Here is a 15,628-nt window from a genome sequence, read left to right on the forward strand (position 1 = left end):
TACAATATGTGATAAAGTGCAAATGATTGTACGGAAAATCCATTTATAGAGATGAGCCTGCTTGCTACGATTATGAGAATAGTTAATCAGGTTTATAATGGGAAAGTTTGATATTGAATAATAGACTGATTCCCGATATAGTTTTAGAGAGATATGCAACATTCGGAATGGGAAAATGGATGGAGGAAAAGCAATCATGTCTACACCTACTGGATTTATGGACTACAAACGCGAGCTACCGGCAGATCGCGATCCGCTTGAACGGATTAAGGATTGGGAAGAATTTCATAAACATTTTAGCGATGATCAATTGAGAACCCAAGGCGCGCGCTGTATGGATTGCGGAACGCCTTATTGTCATACAGGCATGGAATTGTCGGGCGGAGCTTCCGGCTGTCCAGTGAATAACCTCATTCCGGAATGGAATAACTTGATCTATCGCGGCCTATGGCGCGAAGCGCTGGATCGTTTGCACAAGACGAACAATTTCCCTGAATTTACAGGTCGTGTTTGCCCGGCTCCGTGCGAAGGCTCTTGCACAATCGGCCTGATCGGCGATGCGGTTACTATTAAGACGATCGAACAGTCGATTATCGACAAAGGCTTCGAGGAAGGCTGGGTTGTACCACAGCCGCCGCTTATGCGTACAGGCAAGAAGGTTGCAGTTGTCGGCTCCGGTCCTGCTGGCATGGCTACTGCGGCACAGCTGAACAAAGCTGGCCATACAGTAACAGTGTACGAGCGTGCAGACCGCATTGGCGGCTTGCTGACATACGGTATTCCAACGATGAAGCTGGATAAGAAAGTCGTTCAGCGCCGCGTTGACCTGATGGAAGCGGAAGGTGTTAACTTCGTTACGAATGCTGAAGTCGGCGGCAACGTGCCTGCCGAGCAGCTGATGAATGAGTTCGATGCAATCGTTCTTTGCGGCGGTGCGACGAAAGCTCGCGAAGTGGATATTCCAGGCCGTGACCTGAATGGTGTTCATCTTGCTATGGACTACTTGAACGGTACAATTAAGAGCTACCTTGATTCCAATTTGGAAGATGGCAATTATATTTCGGCAAAAGATAAAGACGTCATCGTTATCGGCGGCGGCGACACAGGTACGGACTGCGTAGCAACAGCGCTTCGTCACGGCTGTAAGTCGGTTACACAATTCGGTACAGTAGGCAAAGCTCCGCTCGTTCGTGATAACGAGAAGAATCCTTGGCCGCAATTCCCGAACGTGTACACGCTTGATTACGCGCAAGAAGAGGCGAAAGCTCTGTATGGCTCTGATCCTCGCGCATTCTCCGTACTGACGAAGAAATTCGTAGGCGACGAGAATGGCAACTTGAAGGAATTGCATACCGTTCAAATCGAGCGTACAGTTGATCCTGAAACCGGCCGCAGAATCTATACCGAAATTCCAGGCACAGAGAAAGTATGGCCTGCTGATCTCGTTCTGATTGCAGTTGGCTTCGACGGACCTGAGCAAACTTTGGTTCAGAAGCTTGGTCTTGAAACAGACCGCCGTTCGAACGTGAAAGCGGCATACGGTCAATACAAGACTAGCGTAGACAAAGTATTCGCTGCAGGCGACATGCGCCGTGGACAAAGCTTGGTTGTTTGGGCAATCAACGAAGGCCGTGAAGCTGCTCGCGAAGTGGATCGCTACTTGATGGGAACAACGATGCTGCCGTAAGTACTTTCTTCGATGTTAACAAAAGCGCCTTCGGGCGCTTTTTCTTTCTTTTTAGCGAATAGATAAAGAGGAGTGTTGGTGGAGCATGATTCAATATGGAGCGGATACGATAACGCAGCTTCGATTTCTGTCATTTAAGCCGCGGTTAGAGCGCCGTGACAACCAGTGGGTTGACATCGTGATGCGCGCGGTGGTTGCTGAGGAGACGCCTGTGCCTGTTGGGTTGATCGATATGTCGATCTACGTCATTTGTACGCTGAGCGGCGCGATCGCGCAGATCGTTCCGCTTGACGAGGGTTGCGACTGCGAGTTTCAGTTTACATCAGACGAGAAGGAACAGATTCGCGCTTATATCGAGAGCGAAGAAATTCAATCTCAAATTGCGAAACTAGCACTCTCTTAACTCTAGCGGTTTGTGGTAAAATGTACCTGATTGTATTGCTGCGATCAGGAGGATGATGGCCACGTGACCGGACTAGCTGCAGGTGTGCTCACACGGACAGATATTCATAAGATCCGCCATTATGTTCAGTATAAATATGGCGACTTGCCAAGTGAGCGGCGTGCAGAGATCGTCGCTGACGCGATGCAGCGTGTTGTTCAGCGGCAATTGCCGGATTTCCCGGCTGGGTACAAACGTCAGATTAGCACAGAGCTGATAAGAAGCATGGCAACTGGCAAACAAATGCCTATTCAAGAGAAGCATATATTTGAAGCCTGTCTCTCGCTTTCATTCGAAGATGATCCGGAGCTTCTTGTAGCGTTGCAAGTGTGGACGGAGCGTTGTCTTGGCGTGAAGCTAGAGCGGGACGTATTCCGAGGCATTGTCGACGAGGCCAAGCATATCATATCCAATCCATTGCTTGAGATGGAAGCTTGGGATGCTGTTACTGGAGCGGTGGCTGCTAGAACTGAGAATAGCGGATTACTGGCTGAAGTGATCGAATTGACGAATACGCACACGATGAATACGGGGCTGAAGGGCAAATCCCGCCAATTTCTAATGATGGCAGTGCTGCTTGTCGCTGCTATCCTAAGCTACTATGCATCGTATTCGTTGCCGTTTTTTGATTCTGAGGCCAAGCAACCGATGAATCCGATCTCAGTTGAGATTAAGGCTAAGCAGCCAGAAATAAAGCAGCTGAAAGGCGGACTTCCGAAGGAGCTTCGATATATCGAGGTTGACCGAACGAAGCTCGTCCAATTTCTACGGAAGAAATCGTCACTTCTTGCAGAAGAACCGTACTTGAGCGCAATACTAAGCGCGGCGAAGGCGAATAATATTCACCCACTGCTGCTGTTTGCCATCACGGGGCAGGAGCAAGCTTATGTACCCAAAACCTCGAAGAATGCCCGCGATATCGCGAACAATCCGTTTAATGTGTTCCATAGCTGGCAGGAGTTTAATACAACAATCGCAGATTCGGCGAGAATCGCATGCAAAACCATTAACCGCATCAGTGCCGATCGTCCAGCAGATTACGACGCCTTCGAATGGCTGAATATGGAATATGCGGAGGATCCTAACTGGTCAAACGGCGTGAGCAGTATAATGGATACGATGGTTCGCCAAATTATGATTGAATGAACGGTAAAGAGGCGATTGTTTGAAGACATTAATTATTGCAGAGAAACCCGATATGGGACGGACAATTGCTGCTGTTGTAGAACCGCGAGCACAGAATAAACGGTCGTATCTGGAAGGCGAGAACTATATTATCACTTGGGCGATCGGACATTTAGTCAGTCTCGCTGAGCCGGATCAGTACGACCCGAAATATAAACGGTGGAATGCAGAGGACTTGCCGATCATTCCAGACCGTTTCAAGCTGTGGCCGAACGCGCGCACGAAGGATCAGTTGACGATGATCGCGGAGCTCTCAAAGCGCTGCGACCGTCTTGTCAATGCATGCGATGCGGGGCGAGAGGGACAGCTTATTTTTCATTTGATTAGGCAGTATTTGAAAATGCCGCAGCCGACGGACAGGCTGTGGATCTCCGACTTGACGCCGGAGACGATACGCCGCGGGTTCGATTCGCTGCGCAGCGATCAAGATTACGATCCGCTCACACGTGCTGCACGAGCGAGAAGTGAAGCGGATTGGCTCGTCGGCATGAATGCATCGAGAGCGTTCACGATTCGGCATAAGACGCTGCTCTCCGTCGGACGGGTTCAGACTCCGGTACTCGCGCTGCTGTATGATCGCCATAAAGAAATTACGGCTTTCGATAGCGAGACGTATTTTGTGGTACAGGCGACATTCAGCCAAGAGGACTTTAACTATAAAGGCGCCTGGCAGGGTGATCGGATAACGAAGCGTGAGCAAGCGGATCAGCTGGCAGCTAAGGTTGCGAACAAGCCGGCGAAGATCATTAGCTATACGGTGAATGAATCAAAGGAGTATCCGTACCGGTTGTACGATCTGACGCTGCTGCAGCGTGAAGCGAACGGGAGATTCGGCTACCCGGCGAAGAAGACGCTGGATATCGCGCAGGCGCTGTATGAGAAGCATAAGGTGATTACATATCCGCGGACGAGCTCCAACTATGTGACGGAAGAGAATATCCCAGTCATGGGCAATGTTCTTAACATGCTTAAACAAACTCCTTATGCAGATTTAGCTAATGGCGCGGATCGCAGCAGAGTGCATAAAGGGAACAAAGCCGTGTGTAATCCGGCAAAAGTAGAGGATCACCATGCGATTCTGCCGACGCCGAAGCGTCCAGGCGCTCTAAGCAAGGAAGAGCAGAATATTTATGACATGATCGTGCGACGTTTCCTATCGCATTACTATCCGCCTGCGGTATACAACAACCATGATGTACTGACTGAAGTCGAAGGTGAGCAGTTCCGTACACGAGCGAAGGAACAGCTCGAGGCTGGCTGGCGAGTTGTGCTTAGCGGCGCAGACGATGGAGATTCGGAGCCGAAGAACAAGAGCAAGGGCAAGAAGAAGTCTGACGACGGCGCAGACGATGGCGAGGATGAGCTTGTCGAGACGGATCGGCCTTTCTCTGCGAAGCCTGATGCTCCGGTCCATTGTGACGCTGCAGAGGCGCTGGAGAAAGCGACTAAGCCTCCGAAAGCATTCACGGAGGGAACGCTGCTCAAAGCGATGGAGAGCGCAGGCAAAGCGATTGAGGACGAAGAGCTGCGCGATGCGATGAAGCAGACGGGACTTGGTACGCCAGCGACGCGAGCTGCGACGATTGAGCGGCTGAAGCAGGTCGGATATATCACAACCGCAGGGAAGCGGCTAGATATTACGACGAAGGGCTGCGCTGCAATTGAGCTTATCCGAGGGGCTGGCGTCGAGCTGCTCGCTTCGCCGGAGATGACAGGCAGATGGGAGCAGCGGCTCCATCAGATCTCTCGAGGCGAAGCGTCCGATGAGCAGTTCATCGCGAAGGTGAAGCAGTTTGCCGAGATGATCGTCGGCAAAGTGAAGCTGCAGCGTCCAGCGGCGGCAAGCGTCTTCGCGGAGTCTGAGTCGGCGAGAGGCGGCTCGAAGAGCGCCAAAGGCAAGGGACGAGGCGCCGCGAAGACTAGCGAAGCAAGCGAGAAGAAGCCGCCGCGTTCGTCGAGTAAGGAGAAGGCGAGCAAAGCGACTGCTTCCGCACCTACAAGCCGGGCAGCGACAGCAGCTTCACCGAGCAGCGGACCGACAGTGATCGCGCCATGCCCTAGACCGGGATGTGGCGGCGAGATCGTCGAAGGCAAACGTGGCTACGGCTGCATGAAGTTCCGCGAAGGCTGCAAGTTTGTCATATGGAAGGAACACCAAGGCAAGAAGGTGACAGCGGCGATGGCGAAGGCACTTGCGGCGAACGGTGAGACACGTAAGTCGACGTTCAAGCTCGAAGACGTAGAGAGTGTTTCTGGGAAGCTGATTCTAATTAATTCGTCGACTGGCGACGTTCAATTTCAGCCTGCTCAATAGCAATTCTGGCATGGGGGAGAAACAATGACTCGTAACGTACTAATTGGCATCGACGGCGGGGGAACTACGACGAGGTTGCTAGCAGCGAAAATGAATGGCGATGTATTGGCTTATGTTGAAGAAGGCTGCTGCAATCCAGGCAAAGATCCGAATGCGAAACAACATGTGCAAAGTGGGATTAATCGTGTTCTGTCAGCTGCCAATGTTGGCCTCGATCAGGTTATTGCTATCGCGGCAGGCTTCGCAGGGTTAGACGAACCAAAGGATCACGAATGGGCAGCAGATTTCTTGAAGCTAGATGGCCTCGATTGCTCTAAAGTCATCGTGAACGATGCTGTAGTTGCGCATTCTGGCGCATTAAGGAATGAACCGGGCATCGTTGCAATATCCGGGACTGGCTCGATCATCTTCGCTATTAATGAGGCGGGCAGACAGATTCGCAATTATGATTTCCGTCACTATGCGCCTACAGCGTCAAGATTTCTAGCTTTTGACGCGGTCTATGAGATCATTGCTGGCAACGGAGTGGCTGAAGACGAACCATTCGTGCAAGAAGTCCTTCACTTCTGGGGGATAGAAGATGTTGCTGCGCTAAGTAAGTTTGGCAGCAACGGATTTGTTGCTGACGATGTCGAGCTTACACTCCAATTCGGCTTGATGGGGCCGCTTGTTACCGCCGCAGCAGCGAGTGGCAGTCCGCTCGCGCGAAAAGTATGCGATAACGCAGTCCAAGCGCTCGATACCGGAATAAGGCTTCTAGGCTCTTGCTTCGAAGCAGAGTCCATTAACGTCGCTTTCATCGGCAGCGTCATTCGTGATGATTATGTTCGCGCGCAGCTCACGCACGCTCTAGAGCGCATATCGAATCGCACTTACCATGTTGTAGAGCCGGTACTCTCTCCGGCATCGGGTGCCATACTGCTTGCTATGGAAGCAGTGGGTCAGACGGCGGATGAGAAGATGGTAACTAACTTGAGACAATACCGCTAGTCCATATACGAAATAAGGCTTGTCCCGATTACAGAGGAGCGTAATGCTCTAGTAATGGGACAAGCCTTATTTGTGCGCAATAGTAGTTGTGGCAACCGAACTAGCATCATTGCCGTGCATTAATTACCGCGCTGCTGCAAGTAGCTGTAGATGCTTGTTGGAACGTCGCGCAGCTGATTGAGCGTAATGAATGCGCCTTTCGGCTCTACGTCAATGCCCACGATATTGTACGCCCATTCGGCGTCAGCCTTCATATGAATGGCATTAATGCCGTTCGTAAGAGCAGGGATAACGTCCGTTCGGATGGAATTGCCGATCATCCACGTATCTGGACGATTGAAATTGCCTTCACGCAGAATGCTCTCCATCGCTTCAATGTTCTTCTTGGACCGAACGTAGATGCGAGGTCCGAAATACCGCTCAAGCTGCATTTGTTGAATCTTCCGCTGCTGGATAAGCAATTCACCGCCAGTATACAGATGAAGCTCATGCCCTCTTGAAGCAAGCTCCTCGAGTGTCTCCTCCATATGCGGATAAGGCTCTACGTCATGCTCATAAACGCTGCGACCAAGCTTCCAGAGCTGCTCCTCCTCGATCGGAGAGGTCCGTCTGCCGACAAGGTTGGAGAAATGACGATACGTATCAACGAACGACTGAGGGAAATGATCGCTCTTGAAGCCAACAACATGAACGCCTGCGATATCAATTTCCGTTTGTTTGTCGCGAATTTCAGCCACCGTAATGTTATATCCGCGGAACCAATCTGTCATTAGATCGGTGAACTGGTCAATAACGAAGTAAAAATATTTGTTGCAATAAATGAGGGTATCATCGAGATCGAATAAAATAGTTTGTTTCATCTTAGGCACGGCTCCTTCTCCAGATGACTTCGATGTAGATACAATCTACCGCATCTTGGGATTCGCCGTCAAATCGAATAGGATTGGAACAATTTACAAATACTGTAGCCGGAGGTGATTGAAGAGATGCCGACGAATCGAAACACGAAGAGTAAGAACCGCGATAGGGAGACTGGAATGAAACAATACTACACCAGTATTAGTCCGGAGAAACAAGCGAACAGACCGCCGAGCATGAACGGGATTAATAAGCAATTACCATAAACAAGCTGTAATCGGGAGGTCAGTCTCTATATGTACTCGCTAGCGAAGTCCGTTGCCCGCCGGCGAAGCCATATAGAGACTATTGTATACGTGCATCTAACGCAATTATTCAAGCATATTTATTAAGCTTTGCAGTCAGATCCTGCTTAATATAAGCGATCCGCTTGCGTACATAGAAATCATAACTAGCGCCTTTCAATTCACGTGGGCTGATGACCGATTCCGAACTGTTGTCAATAATGGTTAATGAGCCGTTAGAGAAAAATTTAAACGTCAAGTCTCTGAATGGGCGATGCGTCTCGATAAAACGATAATTTTCACAGTTGTTCATGATGGTCAGCCTCCTTATGATTGGACAGTAGTTTAGAACACTTGTTCTCATTCCCAGTATAGCAAACATTTGTTCGTATGGAAACTATTATTTTTTTCCCTTAAACTAGATTCATAGATTTGTACGAAATGTTAGATAGATGCAGCAGCAATCGCAATTATAAAGGAGCCCAATCATGATCAGAGTTAGTCAGTTAACGAAACAAATTCCCGGCGGGCCGAAAGTGCTGAAGGGAATCAGCTTTGATATAGAACCAGGTGAATTCATCGCCATCAAAGGTGCTAGCGGAAGCGGCAAATCCACGCTGCTTCGTTGCCTTGCCATGAGAGAGAGCTGGACAAGCGGAACTTACCATGTCAATGGCGTTGATATTCTCGCGAAAGGCATCTTAGGAAAAATGAAAATTCGCCGCGAGATGGCCTATCTCGAAGCGAAGCCGACGCTGATCCCGAACCGTTCTGCGCTGAAAAATGTGCTTATTGGCGCAGTAGGTCAGACGCCGTTCTGGCGCAGAATGACTGGCATGGTCCGCAATGATGATTATATGGGCGCTATGGATATGATCGAGAAAGTGGGTTTGCTCGAGAAAGCGCATCAGAAGGGCGATAAGCTCAGCGGCGGCGAGCAGCAGCGTGTCGCAATCGCCAGAGCGCTCGTGCATGGCGCGACGACGCTGCTTGCGGACGAGCCTGTAGCAGGACTTGATCCACATGCGGCGGAGCAGGTTCTCGCTGACTTGAAGCGGATGTGCAAGATCCAGCGGATCTCCGTCGTGGCTGTGATGCATCAAGGCGATTGGGCGGAACGGTTTGCCGACCGGATTATCGGACTGAACAACGGTGAGCTCGTGCTCGATATTAAAGGCAGAAGATTGACGGAACGGGAGAAAATGCTGCTGTGAGCCTCACATTGAACTTGCAAGCTAGCGGCATACAGCTCCGTCCTATCGAACAAGATGAGCTGGATGCTGCACACGAGCTGGAGCTGTCATGCTACACGCCTGAAGCGGCGGCCAGCCGCGAGGCGTTTACGTTCCGGCAGGCGAATTTCCCACAATACTTCTGGTCTGCTTGGAATAGCGACGAACAGCTTGTAGGTCTCGCGTGTGGAATACGCACCTCTGCCAGCAGCTGTGAGGAAGATGAAGTCAAAGGCGCGCATAATGCGGAGTCAGGCGGTCATCACCTCTGCGTGCTATCTGTGGCCGTATCGCAATCAGCTCGATTAAACGGCATCGGCAGGGCGCTAATGGAAGCGCTTCTCCGCCAAGCAGAGCTTGATAGGCTAGCTTCGGTTATCCTTATGTGCGAGGAGCATCTCATTCCTTTTTATGAAGGACTTGAGTTTCGCTATATCGGACCTTCCAAATCCGCGCATGGCGGAATAGCCTGGCATGAGATGAGCAGAATCATCGAGTAGGTAAATGGCATACAATGGAGCATTAACCTATATAGGCAGGTGTTCCATCATGGCATTTCAGTTTCCGGCTGTAATCCAGGCATCGCGGATTACGTTCCCCAAAGCAGAGCTTTGGGTTCCCGTAGTCAGCGGACTGCATAATGCGGCTGCGCGAAACAGCATAAACGGCAAGATCCGGCAAACCGTCCGCGAGCTCGTAGAGAATCAAGGCTCGCTATCTGATCCAAGAGCAGAGATGCAAGGTTACTTTGAAGTGAAGACGAACGAGAAGGACGTGCTCAGCCTGTCATTGTTTAATTATGCGTATACAGGCGGAGCGCATGGACTGACGCTTCAGGAGTCACTTACTTTCGATACGACAACTGGAAAGTCCTATTCGCTTGCTGAGCTGTTCAAGCCAGGGAGCAACTATGTGAATCGACTCTCGGATATCATTCGGACACAGATCGCAACGCGCCAAATTGCGACGCTCGATCCGTTCCAATCCATCCGGCCTGATCAGCCGTTTTATGTTGCCGACCGCTCTCTCGTCGTCTATTTTGCGCTCTATGAACTGACGCCGTATGCGTTTGGATTTCCGTATTTTCCGATTTCGGTGTATGATCTAAGTGACATTATTAATCCGAACGGTCCGCTTGGTCGGATGGACGTCAACAATTAACCACAGGGAGATTCCTATGATTTATGTTCTCATTCTTCTGCCAATTGCACTCATTCTCTTAGCCGGCAAAGCCAAGCAGAAGCAGCGGGAGAATAATAAGCCGGTCATTGAGCGAAGCCCGCTCGGCGACATCAATATGCAGCCCGTTCCGGCTCATAGGAATGCTCCATCAGTTCAACCTGCTCTCCATAGTGATGCGTCTAGCGGTGCTAAGCGTTCCGTGCTTATCGTAGATGATCAAATGGCGATTCGGATTTTGCTGCGGGAGCTCTTCGAGCAAGAAGGACTACAGGTGTACGAAGCGGCGAATGGTACGACGGCGATTGAAGCTGCGAGAAGATATAAGGTAGACTTCATTCTTCTCGATCTGAAAATGCCGGATATGGACGGAATCGAAGCGCTGCAGGAAATACGCCGGTTCAACCAAACGGTGCAAGTCGCGATGATTACCGCCTTCGGCGACCCAGACAAGCTCGACAAGGCAAGAGCGCTTGGTGTGAAATCTTTCTTTACAAAGCCGTTTGACATTGAGTACTTACGTAGTTACGTAGTAGAGAGTTTGCAGAGTGCATAGCACCATCTGACCGAATAATAAAGCAACGACCGCCGCAGGCTATGCTGGCGGTTTTTTTAATCTTTTACGCAAGTGCTGACATTTGGCGTCAGCTCATAGAGTCAATTAGGGGGTGGCATTCATGATATGGCTTGGTGTAGGGTTCGTATGCTTTATCGCTCTATGTGTCTTAGCCCTCTTCCTAGCAAGATCGGCTGAGCAGCAGCTAAAGCGGTCATTGCATCAATCGCTGCACAATCATTCAGCATATGTGCGCTACATGCAAGATAAGCATGACTTGAATGGGATGGGATATCCGCAGCAGCTCACCAGGCATATGGGCGGGTTTTCTTCCTTTGGCATGGTTTTCTCAACGATGGCATTAATCGGCGGTGCAGTAATGCTGCTTGGTCCGGCTATTGCGGCAGGAGGACCGATAACGGTTGGCTTCGGCTGGCCCATCCTTGCGTTATTCGGACTTGTAACGGCTTGTTCGCTCGCATCCTTCGCATCAGCGACGCCAACGGCAGGAGGGTGTTATCATTGGGCGCTGGCAGCAGGGGGGCGGAGGTTCGGGCTCTGGTCCGGGTGGCTGCATCTATTGGGCTCGCTTCTCATGCTTATGACTACGAATCTTTTGCTAGCTGACTGGATCTACGCCATTATGGTAGAATACCTTCATTATGCAGGCGGCACAGAATTGTTCTATATGTTGCTGCTCGCCATCTGCCTTGCGCAGGCACTCGTGAACGGGAGAGGGGTTCTCGCAATTGGGCGGCTCCTTGGCGGGAGTGCAATCCTCCAACTACTGCTTGTCGCGGCCATCATATCGTATCTATCTTATCTTGCATGGCCAGGTATCTATCCGATTCAGGTGCTTGCAGGAGATCGTAATATTTTTAGCAATGCGTCATCGCTTACGGCCTCAGACCCGGGATCCCATTCTCTAATACTCGGAATGCTGTTGCTTCAGCGGCTCTTTATTGGCTGCGAAAGCGCAGCTCAACTCACAGAAGAGACGAAAGATCCGCGCATTAACGCACCATGGGCTATTTTCTTCTCGACGGTTGTGACAGGCGTTCTCGGCTTCGTGCTATTCACATTTCTTCTGATGCATTATCCGCTCGGCGGTTCTGGAGGTTACAACACCTATTTCGAGATGACGAATTGGTTCGGTAGCATGTGGTCCAAATGGGGCTCGCTTCTACAGTTGGTCTTTTTAATGGGAATTGTCGCGGCGTGCTGGATGAATGGAACTGCAATTATGGCTTCAGCCTCGCGTAATCTATTTGCGCTTGCACGCGATGGGTCAACGCCTTGTGCCAAGTGGCTGGCGATCGTCTCTGTTCAATATCGGACGCCTGTGTACGCCGTCATAGTTGTATCTAGCTCTGCATGCTTGGCGATGCTTGGGATGAAAGCCGCTTCGCTAGGTATGACTTCGCAAACTGCTCTTGTCCAGCTGACGGCTTTGACGATTACACTGATCCATGCTGCTTATGCATTGCCTATTGCTGCAAGATTGAGAGATGACTTGCGCAATATCAGAACAGGCGGGCGGCGAGCGAAACGTCCTAGAGGGCCATGGCACCTGGGGAAATATAGGGGGGGCATTGATGTCACCGCCTTCTGTTGGCTGGGAGCTAGCAGCGGGATTGCTTTGTTTGAGCTGAGCACGGGCGTATTATTATGGTTCTGCGCGGCGCTGTTAGCGGGCTGCGGATGTATTGAGCTTAATCACCGTGCCATGATGAAGAAGCAGCCGGTGAAGATCGTAGGCTCCTCCAGATTTACGCGAACAACCATCGACGAATGTATTAGAATTGAAAGAAAATTCCCGCAACACTGAAAATAACTCGTGAGAAATGGTTCGGAAATATTCCGGAAATATTTCCTCATTTCCCGTTGATCATTTCCCGGGCAAGCGCACAAAGCAACAGGAAGAGATCGGTTTCGACAATCACATAATCGACGCAGGTGTCGAAATGAGGGATTTGAGTTTAATGGCATTAAATATTGCCATTTCTTTCATTTACGGCATATAATTCGGCTAAAGCTTGTGGTGAATCGGAGGAAAGCAACGTGGAACTTGGAACGGTGTTGTCAATAAATGTGGGAAATTTGCAGAAGATGCTGCATGGCTCCAAGGAAATAATTACAGGCATCAACAAATCAGCAGTCGGGAAATTTCCCATTGCATTGTCGCGGTTAGGGCTTGAAGGCGACGCCCAAGGCGACCTTGTCTACCACGGAGGAGAAGATAAGGCGGTATGCGTATATAGCGCAGAACATTTCCCATTCTGGGCAGGCAGATGGCAGCGGCCTGTAGAAGCAGGAGCGTTCGGCGAGAATTTCACTGTAACGCAGCTAACGGAAGCTGATCTCTGCATCGGCGATATTCTAAGCGTTGGAGAGGCAATCGTCCAGGTAAGTCAGCCGAGACAGCCATGCTACAAGCTCGGTATGAAGCACGGACTTCCGCAGCTTGCGCTTGAGGTGCAAGAGACAGGGTTTACAGGCTTTTATTTGCGCGTATTGAAGGAGGGCAACGTTCAAGCAGGGGACAAGCTGATTCTGCAGGAGCGCCATCCAGCTGATATAACCGTTACAGAAGCAAACCGTGTCATGCATAAGGATAAGAATGATCTCGCCGGAATCAACAGCTTGCTTGCCGTTCAAGAGCTGGCAGTAAGCTGGCAGCACCAGCTGAGCAAGTGGGAGGAGGCGCTTCGTGCTAATGGCTGAACAGCAGACGAAGGATGAATTCGCCGTTTATTTGGATGCCTATTCACTCGAAGCAGGCTGGCGTGCGGAGAAAGAAGAAAGCGGCATGAACAATACGACGCGAATAATTTATTCCGGCAACGATAAATACGTGCTGCGTGTCTATGATAATCATCAAGACCAAGCCATCGTTGCTCTCGAGCATCACTTCCTCGAACAGCTCCAGCATTCGGAGCTGCCGTTCGATGTGCCGGAGCCTGTGCAGAATGTGCACGGTGCTACTATTACGGTCGGTCCTAACGGCAAGCTAGCCGCCATGTTCCGCTACATTAGCGGTAGCCGGCCCACACCGGACTTGCCGGCCCATCTTCTAGGGCTAGGCAGGGCGGCAGGGGAGCTATCTCGCGCATTTGCGAGGTTGGAAACGGGCGTGCCCCGTGAGATAAAGTCGCAATACAAATCATATTATGAGCTGCACGAAACGTACGCGGATATAACCACAGCAAGGCTTGCGGAGTTATGCGATAGCACCGAGGCACTTGCGGAACAAGCCGATAAGCTCGAATATATTATGGAGCAGCTCGAACAGTTAATGACGTTAAGAAAACAGCTCTCAGAGCTGCCTCATCAATGGATTCATGGCGACATCGGGTACACGAATGCGCTTGCGGATGGCGAGCGGATCGTTGGTATACTTGATTTTGAATTTTGTTCGATTGATGCGCGGGCAATGGAGCTGGCTATTGTACTATCTGCGCTGCCGAATGAGCAGACCGATGAATCATTAAGGCGAATCGCGCTGTTCGTCCAAGGATACGGCGGAGCAGCACAGCTCACGGAAGCGGAAATACTGGTGCTGCCGTCGCTCATCAAGCTGCGGATGCTCGATATCTTTTTTCATTTTGCCGGCCGTCTGCTCGCAGGTCTCGATGAAGCGGGCGTTTGGCACGATCAGATCAACCGAGTCCATTTCGTCTGCGTGTGGGTTGACTTGCATCATGATGAGCTTCAAGCAATTTTACGTCAATATCTTTTAATATAAAGAAGAGCAGACAAACCCAATCATTTCATCCTTCATGAAGAAGCATGAACGATTGGGTTTTTGTCATATAGATAAGATTGCAGGCTTACCATACGGCTAGCAGGAGGGCATCTTTATGAAAAGTACAGCAGAGAAGCTCGGATATGGCCCGAATGAGAGAGTGCTTATCATTAATGCGGATGATTTCGGCTTATGCCACTCTACGAATAAAGGGATCCAAATGCTTCTCGACAACCGTGTCGTCTCCTCCGCTTCGCTGATGATGCCCTGCGGCTGGGCAAGGGAAGCGGCGCTATGGTGCGCCAGGCATTCGCAGATGGATGTCGGCGTTCATCTGACCACAACCAGCGAGTGGGACATCATGAAATGGGGACCCGTGTATAGAGGCGGATCAACGCAATCGCTTGTAACGAGCGAGGGATATTTTCACAGAGATGTCAAGACATTCGAACGCCGGGCAGATAGGCAGCAAGTGAAGCTGGAGCTGATTGCTCAAATCGAGATGGCCCTTCAGCTTGGTGTTAACGTGACGCACGCGGACAATCATATGGGCAGTCTGTATGGATTGCAAACAGGACGAGATTTCTTGAAAGATGTATTTGACGTATGTGCAGGCTTTGGTCTGCCCTTCCGGCTGCCGCGATTTCTACTTCTCGAGTCAGGTGACCCAGCTCCGCCTGAGCTTGCTGCACAAGCTATGAAGTTTGCGGAAGAAGCAGAAGCAAGCGGTGTTGTCGTGCTCGATTATTTGGTTGCGCTGCCGTTTCACTCGCCTAGTCCGCATGAGACATACGCACAGTTTAAAGCGCAGATGATCTCGCTCATTCAGCGTTTGAAGCCAGGCGTGACCGAGCTGTTTATTCACCCGGCACTCGTTACGGATGAGCTGACAGCTTTTCATTCGGATCCGCTTAGGCGCGGCATGGAGATGGAGATTTTTCGAGATTCCGACGTGCTGGAAGCGATGAGTGCCGAAAATATTATTCGTATTGGATGGCGGGAACTGCGTCATTATCAGCGGAGAAAAGGATAACCGGATGCCTGTTGTTCGGTTGTCCGCCTCTGGTAGGCAGGTGTCCTGTGCCATCCTTGTTTATGTAAACTGGACAAGCTGTACTAACACAGGCAAGAGCCTGTTTATGCTGTAATAGTCGTA

Annotated in this window: 16 protein-coding genes; 14 read left to right on the top strand and 2 right to left on the bottom strand. The window is 50.6% G+C overall.

Annotated elements, in window-relative coordinates:
- Positions 1–196 precede the first annotated feature (196 nt).
- The 5 genes from AC0LWF_RS04125 (at position 197) to AC0LWF_RS04145 (ending at position 6,618) form a co-directional block, all read left to right on the top strand.
- Positions 197–1,687, top strand: coding sequence for a glutamate synthase subunit beta (locus AC0LWF_RS04125; RefSeq protein ID WP_474650266.1), 1,491 nt, complete (start codon positions 197–199; stop codon positions 1,685–1,687).
- A gap of 85 nt (positions 1,688–1,772) precedes the next feature.
- Positions 1,773–2,090 carry a hypothetical protein gene (locus AC0LWF_RS04130; RefSeq protein ID WP_474650267.1) on the top strand — a complete coding sequence of 106 codons (318 nt, stop codon included), beginning with the start codon at positions 1,773–1,775 and terminating at the stop codon, positions 2,088–2,090.
- Positions 2,091–2,153: 63 nt separating this feature from the next.
- A complete protein-coding gene (locus AC0LWF_RS04135; protein WP_474650268.1) occupies positions 2,154–3,275 on the top strand; it encodes a hypothetical protein in 1,122 nt (373 codons plus the stop codon).
- A 19-nt stretch (positions 3,276–3,294) separates the two neighbouring features.
- Positions 3,295–5,628, top strand: a complete 2,334-nt coding sequence (locus AC0LWF_RS04140; RefSeq protein ID WP_474650269.1) for a DNA topoisomerase 3 — start codon at positions 3,295–3,297, stop codon at positions 5,626–5,628.
- Between the two features lie 24 nt (positions 5,629–5,652).
- A complete protein-coding gene (locus tag AC0LWF_RS04145) occupies positions 5,653–6,618 on the top strand; it encodes an N-acetylglucosamine kinase (protein ID WP_474650270.1) in 966 nt (321 codons plus the stop codon).
- Between the two features lie 119 nt (positions 6,619–6,737).
- Here the strand turns inward: AC0LWF_RS04145 and AC0LWF_RS04150 are convergent, their stop codons facing one another.
- Positions 6,738–7,478, bottom strand: a complete 741-nt coding sequence (locus tag AC0LWF_RS04150) for an HAD family hydrolase (protein WP_474650271.1) — start codon at positions 7,476–7,478, stop codon at positions 6,738–6,740.
- Between the two features lie 126 nt (positions 7,479–7,604).
- Between AC0LWF_RS04150 and AC0LWF_RS04155 the strand changes: the two genes are divergently transcribed.
- Positions 7,605–7,742, top strand: a complete 138-nt coding sequence (locus AC0LWF_RS04155; RefSeq protein WP_474650272.1) for a hypothetical protein — start codon at positions 7,605–7,607, stop codon at positions 7,740–7,742.
- Positions 7,743–7,851: 109 nt separating this feature from the next.
- Here AC0LWF_RS04155 and AC0LWF_RS04160 read toward each other — a convergent pair whose 3' ends face one another.
- Complete coding sequence (locus AC0LWF_RS04160; RefSeq protein WP_090573281.1) at positions 7,852–8,073, bottom strand: hypothetical protein; 222 nt, start codon at positions 8,071–8,073, stop codon at positions 7,852–7,854.
- 175 nt (positions 8,074–8,248) lie between these two features.
- Between AC0LWF_RS04160 and AC0LWF_RS04165 the strand changes: the two genes are divergently transcribed.
- The 8 genes from AC0LWF_RS04165 to AC0LWF_RS04200 all read left to right on the top strand — a co-directional run bounded on the left by AC0LWF_RS04165 (position 8,249) and on the right by AC0LWF_RS04200 (position 15,505).
- A complete protein-coding gene (locus tag AC0LWF_RS04165) occupies positions 8,249–8,974 on the top strand; it encodes a phosphonate ABC transporter ATP-binding protein (protein ID WP_474650273.1) in 726 nt (241 codons plus the stop codon).
- On the top strand, positions 8,971–9,492 hold the full coding sequence (locus tag AC0LWF_RS04170) for a GNAT family N-acetyltransferase (protein WP_474650274.1): 522 nt from the start codon (positions 8,971–8,973) through the stop codon (positions 9,490–9,492). Before AC0LWF_RS04165 ends, AC0LWF_RS04170 begins: the two co-directional genes overlap by 4 nt.
- Positions 9,493–9,541: 49 nt before the next feature.
- Complete coding sequence (locus tag AC0LWF_RS04175; protein WP_474650275.1) at positions 9,542–10,153, top strand: DUF3298 and DUF4163 domain-containing protein; 612 nt, start codon at positions 9,542–9,544, stop codon at positions 10,151–10,153.
- 16 nt (positions 10,154–10,169) lie between these two features.
- Positions 10,170–10,727, top strand: a complete 558-nt coding sequence (locus AC0LWF_RS04180; protein ID WP_474650276.1) for a response regulator — start codon at positions 10,170–10,172, stop codon at positions 10,725–10,727.
- Between the two features lie 121 nt (positions 10,728–10,848).
- Entirely contained in the window at positions 10,849–12,555 is a 1,707-nt protein-coding gene (locus AC0LWF_RS04185; protein WP_474650277.1) for an APC family permease, read from the top strand.
- 233 nt (positions 12,556–12,788) lie between these two features.
- Positions 12,789–13,451, top strand: a complete 663-nt coding sequence (locus AC0LWF_RS04190; protein WP_474650278.1) for an MOSC domain-containing protein — start codon at positions 12,789–12,791, stop codon at positions 13,449–13,451.
- Positions 13,444–14,472, top strand: a complete 1,029-nt coding sequence (locus tag AC0LWF_RS04195; protein WP_474650279.1) for a phosphotransferase — start codon at positions 13,444–13,446, stop codon at positions 14,470–14,472. The genes AC0LWF_RS04190 and AC0LWF_RS04195 overlap by 8 nt, the downstream gene beginning before the upstream one ends.
- A gap of 115 nt (positions 14,473–14,587) precedes the next feature.
- On the top strand, positions 14,588–15,505 hold the full coding sequence (locus AC0LWF_RS04200; RefSeq protein WP_474650280.1) for a polysaccharide deacetylase family protein: 918 nt from the start codon (positions 14,588–14,590) through the stop codon (positions 15,503–15,505).
- The last annotated feature ends 123 nt before the right edge of the window (positions 15,506–15,628 follow it).

The organism is Paenibacillus sp. sgz302114, from assembly GCF_056120345.1.